Below are 16,637 nucleotides of genomic sequence, written 5' to 3' on the forward strand. Positions count from 1 at the left end.
GCGGCGCGGGCGGCCCGCCCGGTCACCGCTGCGCGTCGATGAGGGGCGACCAGGTCGGGTCGGAGGCGTAGGAGGGCGTCGGCACGGGCTGCTCGACCTTGCCGGTGACGTCGACCATGTAGAGCTTGCCGCCGGCCTGGCCGCCGGGATCGCGGAAGAACATCACGTACTGGCCGTTCGGCGCCCAGGTCGGGCCCTCGTTGTGGAAGCCCTCCGTGAGCACCCGCTCGCCGGTGCCGTCCGGCTTCATGACGCAGATCGCGAACGAGCCCTTCCGCTGGCGCGTGAAGGCGATGTAGTCGCCCCGCGGCGACCAGGCCGGCTGCGAGGCCGAGCCGTCGCCGTAGGAGAGCCGGCGCGGGTTCGAGCCGTCCGCCCCCATCACGTAGATCTGCTGCTGGCCGCCGCGGTCGGACTCGAACACGATCTCGCGCCCGTCCGGGGAGAAGGACGGCGAGGTGTCGATGGCGTTGGCGTTCGTGACGCGGGTCTGGGCCTTGGAGCCGAGATCCATCACGTAGATGCTGGCGTTGCCGCCCTCCTGGTCGCTCATCACGAGGCGGCGGCCGTCGGGCGAGAAGCGCGGGCTCGTGCTCATGTCGGCGTTGGTGGGGATCACCTGGCGGGCGCCGGTCTCGAGGTTGATCACCTGCACCCGCGGCTGCTGGCCGGTGGTCTGGGACATGTAGGTGATGTCCTGCGTCGCGGGCGAGTAGCGCGGCGCCACCACGGCGGCCTCGCCGCTCGTCAGGTAGCGCACGTTGGCGCCGTCCTGGTCCATGATGGCGAGGCGCTTGCGCCGGCGCTCCTTCGAGCCGGACTCGTCCACGAAGGCCACGCGGGTGTCGAAGAAGCCGCCGATGCCGGTGATCTTGGTGTAGACCGCGTCCGAGATCAGGTGGCCCATGCGGCGCGCGTTGGCGGCGTCGCCCGCGTATTGCTGGCCGATCATCTGCTGGCCCGAGAGCACGTCCCAGAGGCGGAACTCGGTCTTGAGCCGGCCGGCGCCGTCGCGGGTGACCCGGCCCGTGACGAGGCCCTGCACGCCCGCCTCCTTCCAGGCCGAGAAGTGGGGCGCGGCGTCGAAGCTCGGGTTCTCGGGGAAGCGCGCCTTCTCGACTGGCGCGAAGTAGCCGGAGCGCCTCAGGTTGTTGGCGACGATGCCCGTGACGAGCGGGCCGAGGCCCGGGTCGCCCGAGAAGTCGGCGACCGCGATCGGCATCGGCTGGAAGGCGCCGCCGGGCCCGATGCGCAGGTTCAGCTGCGCCTGCGCCGGCCGGACGAGGCCGGCCGCCAGGACGAGCCACAGGAGCGCGGCGAGCGCGTGCCGCAGTCGCAGGGGAGAGAGCATGGGGGTGTCCGTCATGGGCTTCGTGTGACCGGCAGGCGGGGCCTGGCCTCGGGGGCGAGCGGCGCCTCCCCGGCTCAGGCCCGCGGCAGCTCGAACTCCGCGTTGATCACCCGCCAGTCGTTGTAGAACGGGGCGAACTGGGCCGGGATGCGGTAGGGGGCGCAGCGCCGCACCGCGCGCACCGCGGCCTCGGCGATCGAGCGGTCGACCGAGCTGCCGCCGGCGCGCAGGATGCGCGGATCGGTGGTGAGCGAGCCGTCGGGGTTCAGGCGGATGTCGAGCTGGGGCAGGACGATGCCCTGCGCGGCGCCGGGGGGCGCCGAGTAGCAGCGCTCGATCTGCTGCTGGAGCAGGCCGACCAGGGCGTCGCGCTGGCTCGGGTTCAGGCGCTGGGCCGTGCCGGCGGCGGTGCCGAGGGCCGCGGTGCGCTGGACCTCGCGGCCGGTCGCCCCCGTCGATTGCGACGGCGCCCGCGAGGCCAGCACGTCCCGGATCGCGCCGGAGTTGAACCGCTCCGCCATCTCGGCCTGGCGCCTCGCCTTCGCCTCGGCGGCCGCCTTGTCCCTGGCGTCGGCCACGGCCTTGGCCTTCGCGGCCGCCTCCGCCCTGGCCTTCGCGTCCGCGGCCGCCCTCGCCTTCGACTCGGCCTCCGCCCTGGCCTCGGCCTCCGCCACGGCCTTGGCGTCGGCGCGGGCCTTCGCCTCGGCCTCGGCCTTCGCCTTGGCGTCCGCCTCGGCGCGGGCCTTGGCTTCGGCCCGGGCCTCGGCCTGGGCCTTCGCCTTGGCGGCCTGGGCCTCTGCCTTGGCGGCCTGGGCCTCCGCCTTGGCCTTGGCCTCGGCGCGGGCCTTCGCGGCCTGAGCCGCCGCGGCCTTCTCGGCCGCGGCCTTGGCCTCGGCCTCCTCGCGGGCCATGAGCTCCGCCAGTTCCTCGCGCCGCACGGCCTCGGCCTTGGCGGCGGCGGCTTTCGCGGCGGCGGCCTTCGCGGCCTCCGCGGCGGCGGCCTTCGCGGCCTCCCTGGCGGCCTCCGCGGCGGCGGCCTTCGCGGCCTCCTTCGCGGCTTCCTTGGCGGCCTCGGCCCTGGCCTCCGCGCGAGCCTTGGCGTCCGCCTCGGCCTTCGCCTGCGCCCGGGCGGCCTCGGCCTCTGCCTTGGCGGCGGCTTGGGCGGTGGCTTGGGCGGCAGCCTGGGCGGCGGCCTTCTCGGCGTCGGCCCGGGCGGCGTCCGGGCGGGCCGGCGGCAGGGGCGCGGGCTCGGGCTGCTCCAGGGCCGGGCGCAGCGGCGGCAGCGGCATCTCCTCGGCGTTGGCGACCTTGATGTCCGGGGGCCGGGTCGGCGGCGTCGGCACGTCGGCCTTGGCCTCGCCCGGGTCGCGCTCCTCCTGGCGGTCGGCAACGCGGTCGGACCGCGGGGTCGGGGCCGGGGCCTCGCCGTCGCGCTGGCCCTTGGTCAGCTCGGAGAACTGGTTCTCGGTGATGACCTCGACCGGGACGCCCTCCTCGGCCGGGGGCAGCACGCGGGAGGCCGCCGCGAACAGCGCGAGGGCGATCAGCGCCGCGTGCGCGCCGGCCGAGATCCAGACGCCGGGCTCGGAACGGTTGAGGGACAGGGGCACGCGGGCTCGACCTCGCGCTAGCGCTGGTCGGGCTCGGTCACGAGGGCGACCTTCTTGAAGCCGCCTCCCGTCACGATCGCCATCACCTGGGCGACGCGGCCGTAATCGACCCGCTTGTCGCCGCGCACGAACACCCGCTCGTCGAAACCGTCCTTGGCGGTGGCCGAGAGCCGCGTCACGATGCCGTCGTCCGTGAGCTCGTCCTCGCCGAGGAAGACCTGGCCGGTCTGCCGGATCGACAGCGTGACGGGCTTGGCATCCTGGTTGAGGGGCGCGGCCTTCGTCTGCGGCAGGTCGAGGGGCACGCCCACGGTCATCATCGGGGCCGCCACCATGAAGATGATCAGCAGCACCAGCACGACGTCGATGAAGGGCGTCATGTTGATCTCGTTGATCGCGCCGCCGCTCCGGCGGCCGCGCCGACGCCGCCCGCCGCCCTGTGCCGCTCCGGAGGCCATGCCCATCGGCGCCTTCTCCTGCCTTCTGGTGTCCGGGTGCCGGGATCAGGCCGCGAGCGCGAGGCGCTCGTCGATCTGGCGCGACAGGATGGCCGAGAACTCGTCCGCGAAGCCCTCGAGCCGCCCCTGCGCCTTCTGCACCGAGGCCTGGAGCTTGTTGTAGGCGAGCACGGCCGGGATCGCCGCGAACAGGCCGATCGCGGTGGCGAACAGGGCCTCGGCGATGCCCGGGGCCACGACCGCGAGGCTGGTGTTCTTGGAGGCCGCGATGGAGGTGAAGGCCGTCATGATGCCGAACACCGTCCCGAACAGGCCGATATAGGGGCCCGCCGAGCCGATCGAGGCGAGGAAGAGCAGGCGCGATTCCAGCCGCTCGACCTCGCGCTGGATCGTGACGTCCAGCACCTTGTCGATGCGCTGGCCGAGGCTCTGGATCGAGCGGCCGGAGCCCTCGAACGAGCGCTTCCACTCGCGCATCGCGGCGACGAACAGGGCCGCCTGGCCGGTGGCGACCCGGTCGTTGAAGGAGCGGTAGAGCTCCTCGAGCGAGCGGCCGGACCAGAACGCCTCCTCGAAGGCGTCCATCTCCGCCTTGGTGCGGCGGAACAGCAGGGTCTTGTCGACGATGATGGACCAGCACCACACGGACGCGCCGAGCAGGCCGAGCATCACCACCTTGACCACGAGGTGGGCCTGCCAGAACAGGCCGAACATCGTGATCTCGACGACGGGCATCGCCTGGGCGGCATCGGCGGGGTTCATGCAATCGTCCTCGCGTCCCGGGCCGGCGGCGGCCCCTGGCACTGCACGTGAGACTTGAGCGGTTTCCAGTTCGATCGCGCCCGAATCTGTCGAAAGTAAGGGCCGGCCGGCATCGGGCCGGCCGCACCGGCGCCCGGTCCGGCCGAACCGGCACCGGTCCGGGGTGCCCGCCCGACGTTTAAGACGCCGCCAGGGTTAAGGTTTGGTTTCGCGGGCTCACGGCCGCGCCAGCGCCCGCCGCAGGGCGTCGGGGAGGCGGATCGCCCTGCCCTCCCGCACGCAGGCGACCACGACCTCGGCGCGCACCAGGGTCTCGCCGCCCCGGCGCACCTCCTGGGCCATGTGCAGGGAGGCGCCGCGCATCTCGCGGGTGGCGGTGAGCACCGTCAGGGCGTCGTCCATGCGGGCGGGCCTGAGGAAGTCGAGGCTCATCCGGCGCACCACGAAGACGAGGCCGTTCGCCTCCCGGTGCAGGTCCGACTGGTCGCCCGCCAGCCCGCGCAGCAGCTCGGTGCGCCCCCGCTCCATGAAGCGCAGGTAGCTCGCGTGGTAGACGAAGCCCGAGAAGTCCGTGTCCTCGTAGTAGACGCGCACGGGCAGGGCGTGGGCGCCCTCCGGGATCGGTTCGGTCACGGGGCGCCTACCCGGGCCGCCCGCGGCGCGCCGCCCTCATGCCTCCTCGTCCCCGGTGAACAGCCCGAACTGCGCCGCCGTCTCGCGGCTCGGCTCGGGCAGGCCGAGGTGGCGGAAGGCGTGGGCGGTGAGCACCCGTCCGCGGGGCGTGCGCTGCACGAACCCCTTCTGGATCAGGTAGGGCTCGATGATCTCCTCGATGGCGTCGCGCGGCTCCGACAGCGCCGCCGCGATGGTCTCGACGCCGACCGGCCCGCCGTTGAAGGAGTGCGCGATGATGGTGAGGTACTTGCGGTCCATGGTGTCGAGCCCGGCCGGGTCGACGTCGAGGAGCCGCAGCGCCCGGTCGGCGATGGCCCGGGTGATGGTGGGGGCGTCGTCCACGATCGCGAAGTCGCGCACGCGCCGCAGCAGTCGGCCGGCGATGCGGGGCGTGCCGCGGGCGCGCTTGGCGATCTCGTTGGCGCCGTCCGGCGCCATGCCGATGCCGAGCACCCGGGCGCCGCGGCCGACGATCAGCTCGAGCTCGTCGATGTCGTAGAACTCGAGCCGGATCGGGATGCCGAAGCGGTCGCGCAGGGGCGTCGTCAGCAGGCCCGCCCGCGTGGTGGCGGCCACCAGGGTGAATTTCGGCAGCTCGATCTTCACCGAGCGGGCGGCCGGCCCCTCGCCGATGATCAGGTCGAGCTGGTAATCCTCCATGGCCGGATAGAGGATCTCCTCCACGGCCGGGTTGAGGCGGTGGATCTCGTCGATGAAGAGCACGTCGCGCTCTTCCAGGTTGGTGAGCTGGGCCGCGAGGTCGCCGGCCTTGGCGATCACCGGGCCGGAGGTCGAGCGGAAGTTCACCCCGAGCTCGCGGGCGACGATCTGCGCGAGGGTGGTCTTGCCGAGGCCGGGAGGGCCGACGAACAGGACGTGGTCCAGGGCCTGGCCCGTCTTCTTGGCCGCGTCGATGAAGACCTGGAGGTTGGCCCGCGCCGCCCGCTGGCCGGTGAAGTCGGCGAGGCTCAGCGGCCGGATCGAGGCCTCGAGGTCGTCCTCGCGGCGCTCGGGGGTGAGGAGGGCTCGGGGCTTGCTCAACGAACGGGACCTGGCTCGACGGGGCTCGGGCGGGGGACGGCGGGCAGGGTCGGGCGCGGCGGACGGCCCGCCATCCCCCGCTCCGACCCTGCCCGCTCCCCGGATGTAGTCATCCCGGCCTGTCGCACAACGCGACCGATCGCGCTACGCTCCGGCCCCGCGGCGCCCGGGGCCCCGCGGCGCCCGGGGCCCCGGCCCGCGCGCCGGGCCCCGGCGCGCTCAGAACTCCATGTCGAGCTCCTCGATCTCCTCCGGCTCGTCCGCCGCCGCCGCGATCCATTCCCGCATCAGCGCCCAGTCCATGACGTGGTCGCGGTAGGCCGCGCAGGCCCGCGGCAGGCCGACGCCGTAGGTGACGAAGCGCGAGCAGACCGGGGCGTACATGGCGTCCGCCACCACGGGGTCGCGCCCGAACAGGTAGGGACCGCCGTGGGCCGTGAGCGCCGCCTCCCAGATCTCGACGATGCGGGCGATGTCGGACTGCGCGCCCCCCCAGACCTTGAACTCGGCGTAGCGGGCCCGGAGGTTCATCGGCAGGGCCGAGCGCAGATTGATGAAGCCTGCGTGCATCTCGCCCGAGATCGAGCGCGACCAGGACCGGTCCACGAGCCCGTCGGGCAGGAGCCGGGCCTCGGGCCGCACCTCGGTCAGGTACTGCGCGATGGCGAGCACGTCCCAGACCTTCACCGGGCCGTGGGTGAGGCGCGGCACGAGGAACGAGGGCGACAGGTGCAGGAGCTCGGCCCGGCTCGCGGCGTCGCCGCCGGGGAGCACCTCCGCGTCGAAGTCGAGGCCGGCCATGCGGCAGAGGAGCCAGCCCCGGAGCGACCACGACGAGTAGTTGCGGCTTGAGATCGTCAGCGTCGCCTCGGCCATCCGGTCCTCCCCGGGCCGTCGCTCCGGCCCGTCCTCGCCCGGGCGCAGATCCAAGACTCGTGCCGGGGGCGGAGCCGTGTCCCGTGCCGGGGCCGGGGACCCGCGCCGGGGTTGAAGCGCGGGCCGGGGCGGGCGCCGCGGGATCCAACGCGCTGCTTGGCACGCCAGTCGCATCCCGCTTCCGTCACGGGGCGGCGCGCCGGCGCCGCCCCGAACGAACGTCACGTCGCGGAGGACCGAGCTTTGCCCTACGTCTGCGGCCCGGCGGGCGGGTCTCCTCGCGTGTCGGTGTGGGAGTGCCCGGGCTGATGCTCTACGACGCCTTCGAGTTCCGGTCCGACCTCGCCGCCGCCACGCGGTCCTGGGGCCGCCTCCTCCACGACGGGGCCTCGCCCTGGACGCAGGCCGGCTACCGCGAGCCCGCGACCTGGCTCGCGGCGGCCGCCCGGATGATGATGCGGGCCGGCCTGACCCACACCCGGCCGCCCTACGGCATCGACGGCGTCGCGGTGGGCAACCGCGAGGTGCCGGTGACCGAGGAGGCGGTGCTGAGGACGCCCTTCGGCACGCTGCTGCGCTTCCGCAAGGACCTCGCCGGCGAGCAGCCGCGGGTGCTGGTGGTGGCCCCGCTCTCGGGCCACTTCGCCACGCTCCTGCGCGGCACCGTGCGCACGCTCCTTGCCGACCACGACGTCTACGTCACGGACTGGCACAACGCCCGGGACGTGCCCGTGGAGGCGGGCCGGTTCGGCTTCGACGACTACGTGGCGCACCTGGTGACGTTCCTCGAGACCATGGGGGAGGGCTCGCACCTCGTCGCGGTCTGCCAGCCGGCCGTGCAGGCGCTCGCCGCCGCGGCCGTGATGGCTGAGAGCCGCAACGCCGCCCACCCGGCCAGCATGACCCTGATGGCCGGGCCGGTGGACACCCGCATCAACCCGACCAAGGTCAACGCGCTCGCCACCTCGAAGCCGATCGCGTGGTTCGAGCGCAACCTGATCGCCACGGTGCCGCGCCGCCACGCCGGAGCGGGCCGCCGGGTCTATCCCGGCTTCATGCAGGTGATGGCGTTCATGTCGATGAACGCCGCCCGCCACATGCACGGCCACCTCGACCTGTTCTGGCACCTCGCCGAGGGCGAAGACGCCAAGGCCCGGGCGATCGAGACCTTCTACGACGAGTACTTCGCCGTGCTCGACCTCCCGGCCGAGTTCTACCTGGAGACGGTCCGGACCGTGTTCCAGGAGGCGACGCTCGCCAGGAACGAGCTGACCTTCCGGGGCGCGCCGATCGACATGCGGGCGATCCGCAGGACCGCCCTGATGACGGTCGAGGGCGAGCGCGACGACATCTGCTCCGTCGGCCAGACGATGGCGGCGCAGGACCTCTGCTCCGGCCTGCGGCCGTTCCGCAAGCGCCACCACCTCCAGGCCGGCGTCGGCCATTACGGGGTCTTCTCCGGCCGCAAGTGGGAGAACCAGACCTACCCGCTCGTGCGCAACTTCATCCAGGCCAACGCCTGACGGCGCCCGGGCGCCGGATCATCGGGCGCCGCCCGAAATTTCCGCCGGCGCCGCGCTGGACGGTTGGAAGTCGGGCGCGGTTGGTGTATGGCCCCGGATGAGGCGCATCACGCGCGCCGACAGCTTGCGCCGCACCCCGGCCAATCGCGATGGTTGAAGCCCCTCCCGGTCCGAAAGGGCCGGGCGCCGGGGCGCATTTCGGTTGTCCAGGCCGGCAGCCCTCCGGGCGCGGTGGCGCGCAAGGTCGGCGCCCATCAGGATCACACGGCAGAGGATTCTACCCTTGCAGGTACTCGTTCGGGACAACAACGTCGATCAGGCGCTCCGCGTGCTCAAGAAGAAGATGCAGCGCGAGGGCATCTTCCGCGAGATGAAGCAGCGCAAGGCGTACGAGAAGCCGTCCGTGCGCAAGGCCCGCGAGAAGGCGGAGGCCGTGCGCCGCGCCCGCAAGCAGGCCCGCAAGACCGCGATCCGCGAGGGCCTGATCGCCGCTCCGAAGCCGAAGCCCCGCGTCGGCGCCCCGCGCCGCCCGGCGATGCCCTCGGCGGCTCCCGCCCCGATCGGGACCGGAACCGGCAACGCCTGAGGCGCGAGCCCGTCGCGCGCGGCGGGCATCCTGAGGATCGACGAGCCCGCCGCGCGCGGCGGGCTTTCTGCGGACCGTCGAGCCCGCCCCGTGCGGCGGGCTCCTGGGGACCACCGAGCGGCCCGGCGCCCCTGGCGCGCGGGCCTCGTCGTCGTGGTCAGGCCGCCGCCCCGATCGCGGCCCGCTCGGCCTCGACCAGCACGTCCAGGGGCCGCCAGGGCTTGGGCATGTAGACCGCGTGGTCCGGCAGGGACCGGCCCGGGCCCGACGGGGAGGTCACCACCACCCGCACGTCGGGCCAGTTCCGGTCGACCGTCTGGGCGAGGGCGACGCCGTCCATGTCGCCCGAGAGCGCCATCTCGGTGAACAGGAGGGCGACGTCCGGGCCGTGGCGGCGCATCACCGCCAGGGCATCCTCGGCGCTCCCGCACTCGATCACGTCGAGGTCGGTCTCCTCGAGGATGGCTGCCGCGAAGTCGCGCACGGCCTCGTCGTCCTCCACCACGACGGCGATCGGACCGGTGGATGCAGCTCTGCCCAAAATGGCCTCCTGAGGTTCTGTCTGTCGTGATGCCCGGCGGCGCCGTCCCGGGACGAAGGGCGCCTGCGGGAGCCGAGCAACTCCCGGGCGCGGGCACGGCGCGGTCCGCCCACGCACGCCCGTCGTGGGCCGGCAATCCGAAACACGCCGGCGTGACCCATCAACGGGCCACGGCAGACATCGATCCCGCGGCGGATCCGGTCTTTGAGGGCAGGCGCGCCGGCCAGGCCCCGGCGTCCTTTCAACCATGCCGTGTCGCTGGGCATGGTGCGCCGCATTAACGCGCTGTTCACCACGCCGGGCGGAATGTTACGGTCCAGTGACGGCGGACGGTGCGCGGCTCCCCCGAACGGGTCGCGCCGGCCTCCGCATCGCGAAGGGTGCCGAGCCGATGTGCCGCTTCCTCGCCTATCACGGCGACCCGGTCTATCTCGACGAGCTCGTCTGCGCGCCGACCCATTCCCTGGTGCACCAGTCCCTCCACGCCGCCGAGGCGAAGACCGAGACGAACGGCGACGGCTTCGGCATCGGCTGGTACGGCGAGCGCCCGGAGCCGGGCCTCTACCGCGAGGTGCGCCCCGCCTGGTCGGACGAGAACCTGCGCAGCCTCTCCCGCCAGATCCGCGCCCGCACCTTCTTCGCGCATGTCCGGGCCTCGACCGGCACCTCCACCACGCGGGCGAACTGCCATCCTTTCGCGCATGGCCGCCACTTGTTCATGCACAACGGCCAGATCGGCGGCTACGGGCGCATCAAGCGCCGGCTCGAGGCCCTGATCCCGGACGCGCTCTACGAATCCCGGCAGGGCTCGACCGACTCCGAGGCCCTCTTCCTCCTCGCCCTGGCGAACGGGGTCGAGCGTGACCCGGTCGGGGCGATGGCCGAGACCCTCGCGACCGTCCGCGGCCTGATGCGGCAGGCGGGCATCGACGAGCCCCTGCGCTTCACCGCAATCCTGACCGACGGCGAGGGCCTGACCGCCTACCGCTGGGCCTGCGACGGCCGGCCCCCGAGCCTGTACTGGCGCGAGACCGCGTCCGGCCTCGTCGTGGTCTCCGAGCCGATCGACGGGCGGCGCGACGGCTGGAACGTGGTGCCCAAGGGCGCGACCCTGGTGGCGCGGGCCGGCGAGGCCACGCGCCTGATCGAGCCCGACGCCGCGGGCCGCCGGTTCGCCGCGACCCTCGCGGCCTGAGCGCGGCCCGAGCGCCGCACGCGCGGCCTGAACGCCGCACTCGCGGCCTGAGCGCCCCCGCCCCGGCGCAAGCCGCCCTCCCGGCGGGCGGCTTGCGCCGGGGCGGGCATCGTGACACCCCGTCCCCGGTCGCACCCGGGCATCGCCGCGCGCACGGCGCGGGCCCGCGGCGCGGCGGGAGGGCCCCTGCCCGTGAGACACGTCCTCGTCGCCGCCGCCCTGGCGGGGCTCGCCTGCCTGTCGAACGGGCCCGCCGCCGCCGAGATCTCGGACGGCGTCGTCCGGATCGGGGTCCTGTCGGACATGGCGGGCGTCTACGCCGACATCACCGGCAGGGGCTCGGTGGTGGCCGCCCGCATGGCGGCCGAGGATTGCGCCGCGGCCGAGTGCGCCGGCCTGCGGGTCGAGATCCTGTCGGCGGACCACCAGAACAAGGCGGACGTCGCCTCGGCCCTCGCCCGGGAATGGATCGACCGCCAGGGGGTCGACGCCCTCGCCGACATGTCGAACGCCGCGATCCAGCTCGCGGTGCCGCCGCTCCTGCGGGAGAAGAACCGCGTCGGCCTGTTCCCGGGCGGCACCGCCCGCCTCACGGGCGACGCCTGCGACCCCGGGCACATCGTGCAGTGGATGTGGGACACCTACGGCCAGGTCGCCGGGATCGTGCGCCAGGTCGCGGCGCCGGGAATGCGCTGGTTCCTGGTCGCGGCCGACTACGCCCTCGGCCACCAGCTCGAGGCGGACACGCGCAGCCTCGTCGCCGCCCGGGGCGGGTCGGTCGTCGGCGCGGTCCGCCACGCCTTCCCGGCCGTCGACCTGTCCTCCCCGCTCCTCACCGCGCAGGCCTCCGGCGCCGAAATCGTGGCGCTCGCCAACGCGGGCGGCGACACGATCGCGGCGATCCGGACCGCCCGCGAGTTCGGCCTGACGGGCGGGGCGCAGCGCCTCGTCGCGTACTTCCTCACCGTCATGGACGTGCGGAGCCTCGGGCTCGAGGCCGCCCAGGGCACGATCCTGACCGAGGGCTTCTACTGGGATCTCGACGCCGGGACGCGGGCCTTCTCGCGGCGCTTCCGGGAGCGCCACGGCACCGTCCCGTCGACGATCCACGCCGGGATCTACTCGGCGGTGCGCCACTACCTGAGAGCGGTCGCGGCCACGCGGAGCGACGAGGCCGGGACAGTGATCGGCGCCATGCGGGCCCTGCCGATCGACGACGAGGTGGTGCGCAACGCCCGCCTGCGCGAGGACGGCCGCATGGTGCACGACGTCTACGTCTTCCGGGTCAAGGCGCCCGGCGCCTCGACCGGCGAGTGGGACACCTACGACCGCATCGCCACGATCCCGGGCGACGAGGCCTTCCGGCCCCTGGCGGAGAGCACCTGCCCGGCCCTCAGGAGGTGAGGCGCGGACCCGGGAGGCGGCCCCCGGGCGGCCTGCCGGTCCCTCAATGCGCCTCCTGCCAGTTCGCCGCGGCCTTGGCGTCCACGGCCAGCGGCACCCGGAGCTCCACCGCCGGGTGGGGCGCCTCCTCCATCACGCGGGCGATGATCGGGAGCGCCCGCTCCACCTCGTCGTCGGGGGCCTCGAACACGAGCTCGTCGTGGACCTGGAGCAGCATCCGGGTCGACAGGCCGGCCGCCGCGAGCGCCCCCTCCATCCGCACCATGGCCCGGCGGATGATGTCGGCGGCGGTGCCCTGGATCGGGGCGTTGATCGCCTGGCGCTCTACCGAGGCGCGCTCCTGGGGGTTGTTCGATCGGATCTGGGGATAGTGGCAGACGCGCCCGAACAGCGTCGTGACGTAGCCCTTGTCGCGGCAGGCCCTCTTGGTGTCGTCGATGTAGGCCCGGATGCCCGGGAAGCGCTCGAAATACTGCTTGATGAAGGCCGAGGCCTCGGCGTTCGGGATGCCGAGCCGGTCGGCGAGGCCGAAGGCCGAGATGCCGTAGATGATGCCGAAGTTGATGGTCTTCGCCCGCCGCCGCAGGTCGGGGGTCATCTGCTCGAGGGACACCCCGAACATCGCCGAGGCGGTGGCGGCGTGGATGTCGATGCCGTCCGCGAAGGCCTGGCGCAGTTGCGGGATGTCGGCGATGTGGGCGAGGAGCCTGAGCTCGATCTGGCTGTAATCGGCCGAGATCAGCTTGTGGCCGGCATCCGCCACGAAGGCCTGCCGGATGCGCCGGCCCTCCTCGGTGCGGATCGGGATGTTCTGCAGGTTCGGGTCCGAGGAGGAGAGCCGCCCGGTCGTGGTGGCGGCCAGCGAGAACGAGGTGTGGACCCGGTCGGTCTCCCGGTCGGCGTGCTCCTGGAGGCTGTCGGTGTAGGTGGATTTCAGCTTCGAGAGCTGGCGCCACTCGAGGATCTTGCGCGGCAGATCCAGGCCCTGGCCGGCCAGTTCCTCGAGCAGCGTCGCGGGCGTCGCCCACTGGCCGGACGGGGTCTTCTTGGCCCCGGGCAGGCCCATCTTGCCGAACAGGATGTCGCCGATCTGCTTGGGGGAGGAGACCGAGAACCGCTCGCCCGCCGTCTCCTGGATCTCCTCCTCGAGCCGGGCGAGCGACTGGGCGAAGTCGCCCGAGAGGCGGCTGAGCATGCCCCGGTCGACCTTGACGCCCTCGCGCTCCATCCGGGCGAGCACCGGCACCAGGGGCCGCTCCAGGGTCTCGTACACGGTGGCGCGGCGCTCGGCCGCGAGGCGCGGCTTCATCAGGCGCCACAGCCGCAGCGTCACGTCGGCGTCCTCCGCCGCGTAGGCGGTGGCCTTGTCGAGGGCGACCCGGTCGAACGTGACCTTCTGCCGGCCCGAGCCGGCGACGTCCGAGAAGGTGATCGGCTGGTGGCCGAGGTGCCGGCGCGCGAGCTCGTCCATGCCGTGCGAGCCCTTGCCGGCATCGAGCACGTAGGAGATCAGCATCGTGTCGTCGAAGGGCCCGACCTCGATGCCGTGGCGCGCGAGCACGAGCCAGTCGTACTTCATGTTCTGCCCGACCTTCAGCACGGCCGGGTTCTCGAGCAGGGGCTTGAGGCGCGCCTTCACGGCCTCCCAGGGCAGCTGGCCGGGCAGCAGCCCCTCGCCGAACAGGTCCTCGCCGCCGCGGTGGCTGAGGGGGATGTAGGCGGCCCGCCCGGGCCTCGTGGCGAGGGAGACGCCGACGAGGTCGGCCTTGTTGGCGTCGAGCGCCGTGGTCTCGGTGTCGACCGCGACGATGCCGGCCTCGACCGCCTCGGCGATCCAGGCCTCCAGGCCCTCGAGCGTCGTCACGGTCTCGTAGGCGGCGGTGTCGAAGGGCTTGACCGACTCGGCCGCCCGCGCGGTCACGAGCGTCGTCGGCGTCGCCTCCGCGGGTCCCCGGGGCTTGGCGGGGGTGTCCGGCAGGTCGAGGTCGGCGAAGGGATCGACCTCCGCCGGCGCGGCCGGGGCGGCGTCCGCCTCGTCGCCGAAGAACGGCGTCACGTCGCTGCCGCCCTTCGGGTTGGTGAAGCCCGTGGCGGCGCCCGCAGGCAGGAGGGCCGGATCGGGCCTCACCGCCTCGGGGTCGACGTCGAGCATCGAGGCGATGCGCCGCGTCAGCGTGTTGAACTCCATCGCCTTCAGGAAGCCGACGAGGCGCTGCGGGTCGGGCCGGGGCAGCCCGAGCGCGTCGAGGGGGACCGGCACCGGCACGGCCTCGTCGAGGGCCACGAGGCGGCGCGACAGCCGGGCCTGGTCGAGGTTGGCGAGCAGCGTCTCGCGGCGCTTGGGCTGCTTGATCTCGGCGGCCCGCTCGAGGAGCGCCTCCAGGCCGCCGAACTCCTTGAGCAGGGCGGCCGCGGTCTTGAGGCCGATGCCGGGCACGCCCGGCACGTTGTCGGAGGTGTCGCCGATCAGCGCCAGGGCGTCGCCGATCTGCTCGGGCCCGAGGCCCTCCCAGCGCTCCACGATGGCGGCCCGGTCGAGGTTGCGCTCCGGCCGGTAGCCCGGCTTGCCCTTCTGGCCCGACTCGAAGTCGTAGAACCGCACGAGGTCGCCCACGAGCTGCATCAGGTCCTTGTCGGAGGAGACGATGATCACGCCCGCCCCCCGCGCCTCGGCCTGGCGGGAATAAGTCGCGATCAGGTCGTCGGCCTCGTAGCGCACGAGCTCGATCGGCTGGAGGCCGAAGGCCCGCACGGCGTCGCGCATCAGCGGCATCTGGCGCTTGAGGTCGTCGGGCGCGTCGGGCCGGTGGCCCTTGTAGTCCGGGAAGATCTCCTTGCGGAACGAGCCCTCGGACTTGTCGAACACGATGGCGAGGTGCGTCGGGCGCACGCCGGCCGCGCCCTCCTGCACGAACTGGGCGATCTTGGCGCAGAACAGCCGCACCGCGCCGGTCGGCAGGCCGTCGGAGGGCCGGAAATTGTAGCGCTCGGGCTGGTTGATCGACTGGAAGTAGGCCCGGAAGATGAAGGACGACCCGTCGACGAGCAGCACCTGGTCGCCAGGGCCGACGGGCTTCCTCTCGGGGGCAGGCTCGGTGGTCATGCGGGATGTCTGCTTCCTGCGTCGTGCTGGTGCCCATACGGGCACGAGACCCGTGCGGGCGCGGTCCCGCGGTCCTGATCCCAGGTCTTAGTGCCTGAATCGGCCGAGGCAAACCGCGCCCCGCCCGGTGCCCCCGGCGATCGGGCCGGGCGGCGCGGAAGCGCGACGGGGCTCCCGGCGCGCCCGACGGGCGCGCCCCGCGCCCCGGTGTGCTCCCGGCACACCAGGGCGGCGCGAAAGCGCCGGAAGACCGCCGCGGAAGCTTGACTTGCCGGCGCCGGCGGCCTCGTCTCGGCGGGAGTAACTGTCAGCGACCGGGCACGGCCGCCGCTCCCCGGGCGGAGGGCCCGTCCCCGCGTCCGCCATGGTTCAGGGCCGCACATGCGCAAGACACTCCTCCTCGCCTCCCTCCTCGCCGGGCTCGCGGCCGCAGCCGCCCTGTCGCCGGCGCTCGCCCGCTCGGCCCGCCAGGAGATCTCGCCGGCCGAGGAGCGCGAGTTCCCCTTCGACGCGCAGATCCCGGGCTGCCAGGATGCCGGGGTGCTCGAGAAGGTCACCTACCAGTTCGCCGAGAAGGAGGCGAAGTTCTGGAACTCCACGCTGACGATCGTGGCCTACGACGGCATCGAGCGCACGGCGTGGCGGCCCTGGGGCCTCGACTTCTACCCGCGCCGGTTCTGCACCGCCGTGGCCACCACCTCGGACGGCGTGCGCCGGCGGGTCGACTACTCGGTGCGCGAGAGCCTCGGCATCATCGGGGCGACCTGGGGCGTCGAGTTCTGCGTCCACGGCCTCGACCGCAACCTCGCCTACGCGTACGCCTCGGCGAGCTCCTGCCGCGAGGCCCGGCCCTGATCGGGCGCCGCGCCCGGGCGCTCCTCGCCGCCGGCCTCGCCCTGGCGGGCCAGGCGGCCGCCGCGCAGGAGCGCGGGGGCGAGCCCGGCCGCTTCGACTTCTACGTCCTCGCCCTGTCGTGGTCGCCGGCCTACTGCGCGCTCACCGGCGAGCGGCGCAACGACCGCCAGTGCGAGGCCGGGCGCGGCCTCGGCTTCGTGGTGCACGGCCTCTGGCCGCAATACGACCGGGGCTACCCGAGCGAGTGCGGCGCCTTCCCGCGCGCGCCGAGCCGTCCCGCCCTGGAGGAGGCCGACGGCGTCTTCCCGTCGGAGGGCCTCGCCCGCTACGAGTGGCGCCGGCACGGCACCTGCTCGGGCCTCGACCCCGCCGGCTACTTCCGGGCGGCCCGCCGCGCCCGCGACGCCGTGACGATCCCGGCGGCCCTCGCCCGGCCCGACCGCGACCAGCGCGCCGCCCCGATCGAGATCGCCCGCCAGTTCGTCGCCAGCAATCCGGGCCTGCGCCCCGACATGATGGCGGTGACGTGCCGCTCCGGGCAGCTCGAGGAGGTACGGATCTGCTTCGCCCGGGACCTGCGCGGCTTCACGCCCTGCCCCGAGGTGGCGCGGCAGAACTGCCGGGCCGGCGAGGTCACGGTGGGGGCCGCGCGCTGAC

The 16,637-nt window shown here is 73.7% G+C and carries 15 protein-coding genes; 6 read left to right on the top strand and 9 right to left on the bottom strand.

What is annotated here, in order from left to right; all coding sequences use genetic code 11:
• Nucleotides 1–22 precede the first annotated feature (22 nt).
• The 7 genes from tolB to DT057_RS09430 all read right to left on the bottom strand — a co-directional run bounded on the left by tolB (nucleotide 23) and on the right by DT057_RS09430 (nucleotide 6,773).
• Complete coding sequence (gene tolB, locus DT057_RS09400; RefSeq protein WP_128561828.1) at nucleotides 23–1,366, bottom strand: Tol-Pal system beta propeller repeat protein TolB; 1,344 nt, start codon at nucleotides 1,364–1,366, stop codon at nucleotides 23–25.
• Between the two features lie 59 nt (nucleotides 1,367–1,425).
• Nucleotides 1,426–2,961: a cell envelope integrity protein TolA gene (gene tolA / locus DT057_RS09405; RefSeq protein ID WP_128561829.1), complete on the bottom strand. Its 1,536-nt coding sequence runs from the start codon at nucleotides 2,959–2,961 to the stop codon at nucleotides 1,426–1,428.
• A gap of 17 nt (nucleotides 2,962–2,978) precedes the next feature.
• Nucleotides 2,979–3,425, bottom strand: a complete 447-nt coding sequence (locus DT057_RS09410) for an ExbD/TolR family protein (RefSeq protein ID WP_203236235.1) — start codon at nucleotides 3,423–3,425, stop codon at nucleotides 2,979–2,981.
• 39 nt (nucleotides 3,426–3,464) lie between these two features.
• The gene (tolQ, locus tag DT057_RS09415; protein WP_128561830.1) at nucleotides 3,465–4,181 is read right to left on the bottom strand and encodes a protein TolQ; all 717 of its coding nucleotides are present in this window, start codon (nucleotides 4,179–4,181) and stop codon (nucleotides 3,465–3,467) included.
• A gap of 216 nt (nucleotides 4,182–4,397) precedes the next feature.
• Nucleotides 4,398–4,814: a tol-pal system-associated acyl-CoA thioesterase gene (ybgC, locus tag DT057_RS09420; protein ID WP_128561831.1), complete on the bottom strand. Its 417-nt coding sequence runs from the start codon at nucleotides 4,812–4,814 to the stop codon at nucleotides 4,398–4,400.
• A gap of 36 nt (nucleotides 4,815–4,850) precedes the next feature.
• Nucleotides 4,851–5,897 (bottom strand): Holliday junction branch migration DNA helicase RuvB, encoded by a 1,047-nt coding sequence (gene ruvB / locus DT057_RS09425; protein WP_128561832.1) that lies wholly within the window; start codon nucleotides 5,895–5,897, stop codon nucleotides 4,851–4,853.
• Between the two features lie 219 nt (nucleotides 5,898–6,116).
• Nucleotides 6,117–6,773, bottom strand: a complete 657-nt coding sequence (locus tag DT057_RS09430) for a glutathione S-transferase family protein (RefSeq protein ID WP_128561833.1) — start codon at nucleotides 6,771–6,773, stop codon at nucleotides 6,117–6,119.
• Nucleotides 6,774–7,081: 308 nt separating this feature from the next.
• Between DT057_RS09430 and DT057_RS09435 the strand changes: the two genes are divergently transcribed.
• Together DT057_RS09435 and rpsU are read left to right on the top strand one after the other, a co-directional pair.
• The gene (locus DT057_RS09435; protein WP_128561834.1) at nucleotides 7,082–8,296 is read left to right on the top strand and encodes a polyhydroxyalkanoate depolymerase; all 1,215 of its coding nucleotides are present in this window, start codon (nucleotides 7,082–7,084) and stop codon (nucleotides 8,294–8,296) included.
• Nucleotides 8,297–8,579: 283 nt separating this feature from the next.
• Nucleotides 8,580–8,882 (top strand): 30S ribosomal protein S21, encoded by a 303-nt coding sequence (rpsU, locus tag DT057_RS09440; protein ID WP_128561835.1) that lies wholly within the window; start codon nucleotides 8,580–8,582, stop codon nucleotides 8,880–8,882.
• 157 nt (nucleotides 8,883–9,039) lie between these two features.
• Here rpsU and DT057_RS36760 read toward each other — a convergent pair whose 3' ends face one another.
• The gene (locus DT057_RS36760; protein ID WP_128561836.1) at nucleotides 9,040–9,423 is read right to left on the bottom strand and encodes a response regulator; all 384 of its coding nucleotides are present in this window, start codon (nucleotides 9,421–9,423) and stop codon (nucleotides 9,040–9,042) included.
• Between the two features lie 391 nt (nucleotides 9,424–9,814).
• Here DT057_RS36760 and DT057_RS09450 point away from each other — a divergent pair, with 391 nt between their 5' ends.
• A complete protein-coding gene (locus tag DT057_RS09450) occupies nucleotides 9,815–10,618 on the top strand; it encodes a class II glutamine amidotransferase (RefSeq protein WP_128561837.1) in 804 nt (267 codons plus the stop codon).
• 192 nt (nucleotides 10,619–10,810) lie between these two features.
• The gene (locus DT057_RS09455; protein WP_128561838.1) at nucleotides 10,811–12,022 is read left to right on the top strand and encodes an ABC transporter substrate-binding protein; all 1,212 of its coding nucleotides are present in this window, start codon (nucleotides 10,811–10,813) and stop codon (nucleotides 12,020–12,022) included.
• A gap of 43 nt (nucleotides 12,023–12,065) precedes the next feature.
• On the opposite strand, the gene polA is transcribed toward DT057_RS09455, so the two are convergent.
• On the bottom strand, nucleotides 12,066–15,125 hold the full coding sequence (polA, locus tag DT057_RS09460) for a DNA polymerase I (RefSeq protein ID WP_128561839.1): 3,060 nt from the start codon (nucleotides 15,123–15,125) through the stop codon (nucleotides 12,066–12,068).
• 381 nt (nucleotides 15,126–15,506) lie between these two features.
• On the opposite strand from polA, the gene DT057_RS09465 reads away from it, so the two are divergent.
• Both DT057_RS09465 and DT057_RS09470 read left to right on the top strand, forming a co-directional pair.
• Nucleotides 15,507–15,980, top strand: a complete 474-nt coding sequence (locus tag DT057_RS09465; protein ID WP_128561840.1) for a hypothetical protein — start codon at nucleotides 15,507–15,509, stop codon at nucleotides 15,978–15,980.
• A complete protein-coding gene (locus DT057_RS09470) occupies nucleotides 15,980–16,636 on the top strand; it encodes a ribonuclease T2 family protein (RefSeq protein WP_128561870.1) in 657 nt (218 codons plus the stop codon). Before DT057_RS09465 ends, DT057_RS09470 begins: the two co-directional genes overlap by 1 nt.
• Nucleotide 16,637 lies beyond the last annotated feature (1 nt).

This window comes from Methylobacterium crusticola, assembly GCF_003574465.1.
Taxonomy (GTDB): Bacteria; Pseudomonadota; Alphaproteobacteria; order Rhizobiales; family Beijerinckiaceae; genus Methylobacterium; species Methylobacterium crusticola.

Coding starts and splice junctions, on each gene's coding strand:
- DT057_RS09410 (WP_203236235.1), bottom strand. CDS start 3,425: ATGGGCATGGCCTCCGGAGCGGCACAGGGCGGCGGGCGGCGTCGGCGC.
- DT057_RS09435 (WP_128561834.1), top strand. CDS start 7,082: ATGCTCTACGACGCCTTCGAGTTCCGGTCCGACCTCGCCGCCGCCACG.
- DT057_RS09465 (WP_128561840.1), top strand. CDS start 15,507: ATGCGCAAGACACTCCTCCTCGCCTCCCTCCTCGCCGGGCTCGCGGCC.
- tolQ (WP_128561830.1), bottom strand. CDS start 4,181: ATGAACCCCGCCGATGCCGCCCAGGCGATGCCCGTCGTCGAGATCACG.
- DT057_RS09430 (WP_128561833.1), bottom strand. CDS start 6,773: ATGGCCGAGGCGACGCTGACGATCTCAAGCCGCAACTACTCGTCGTGG.
- polA (WP_128561839.1), bottom strand. CDS start 15,125: ATGACCACCGAGCCTGCCCCCGAGAGGAAGCCCGTCGGCCCTGGCGAC.
- DT057_RS09450 (WP_128561837.1), top strand. CDS start 9,815: ATGTGCCGCTTCCTCGCCTATCACGGCGACCCGGTCTATCTCGACGAG.
- tolB (WP_128561828.1), bottom strand. CDS start 1,366: ATGACGGACACCCCCATGCTCTCTCCCCTGCGACTGCGGCACGCGCTC.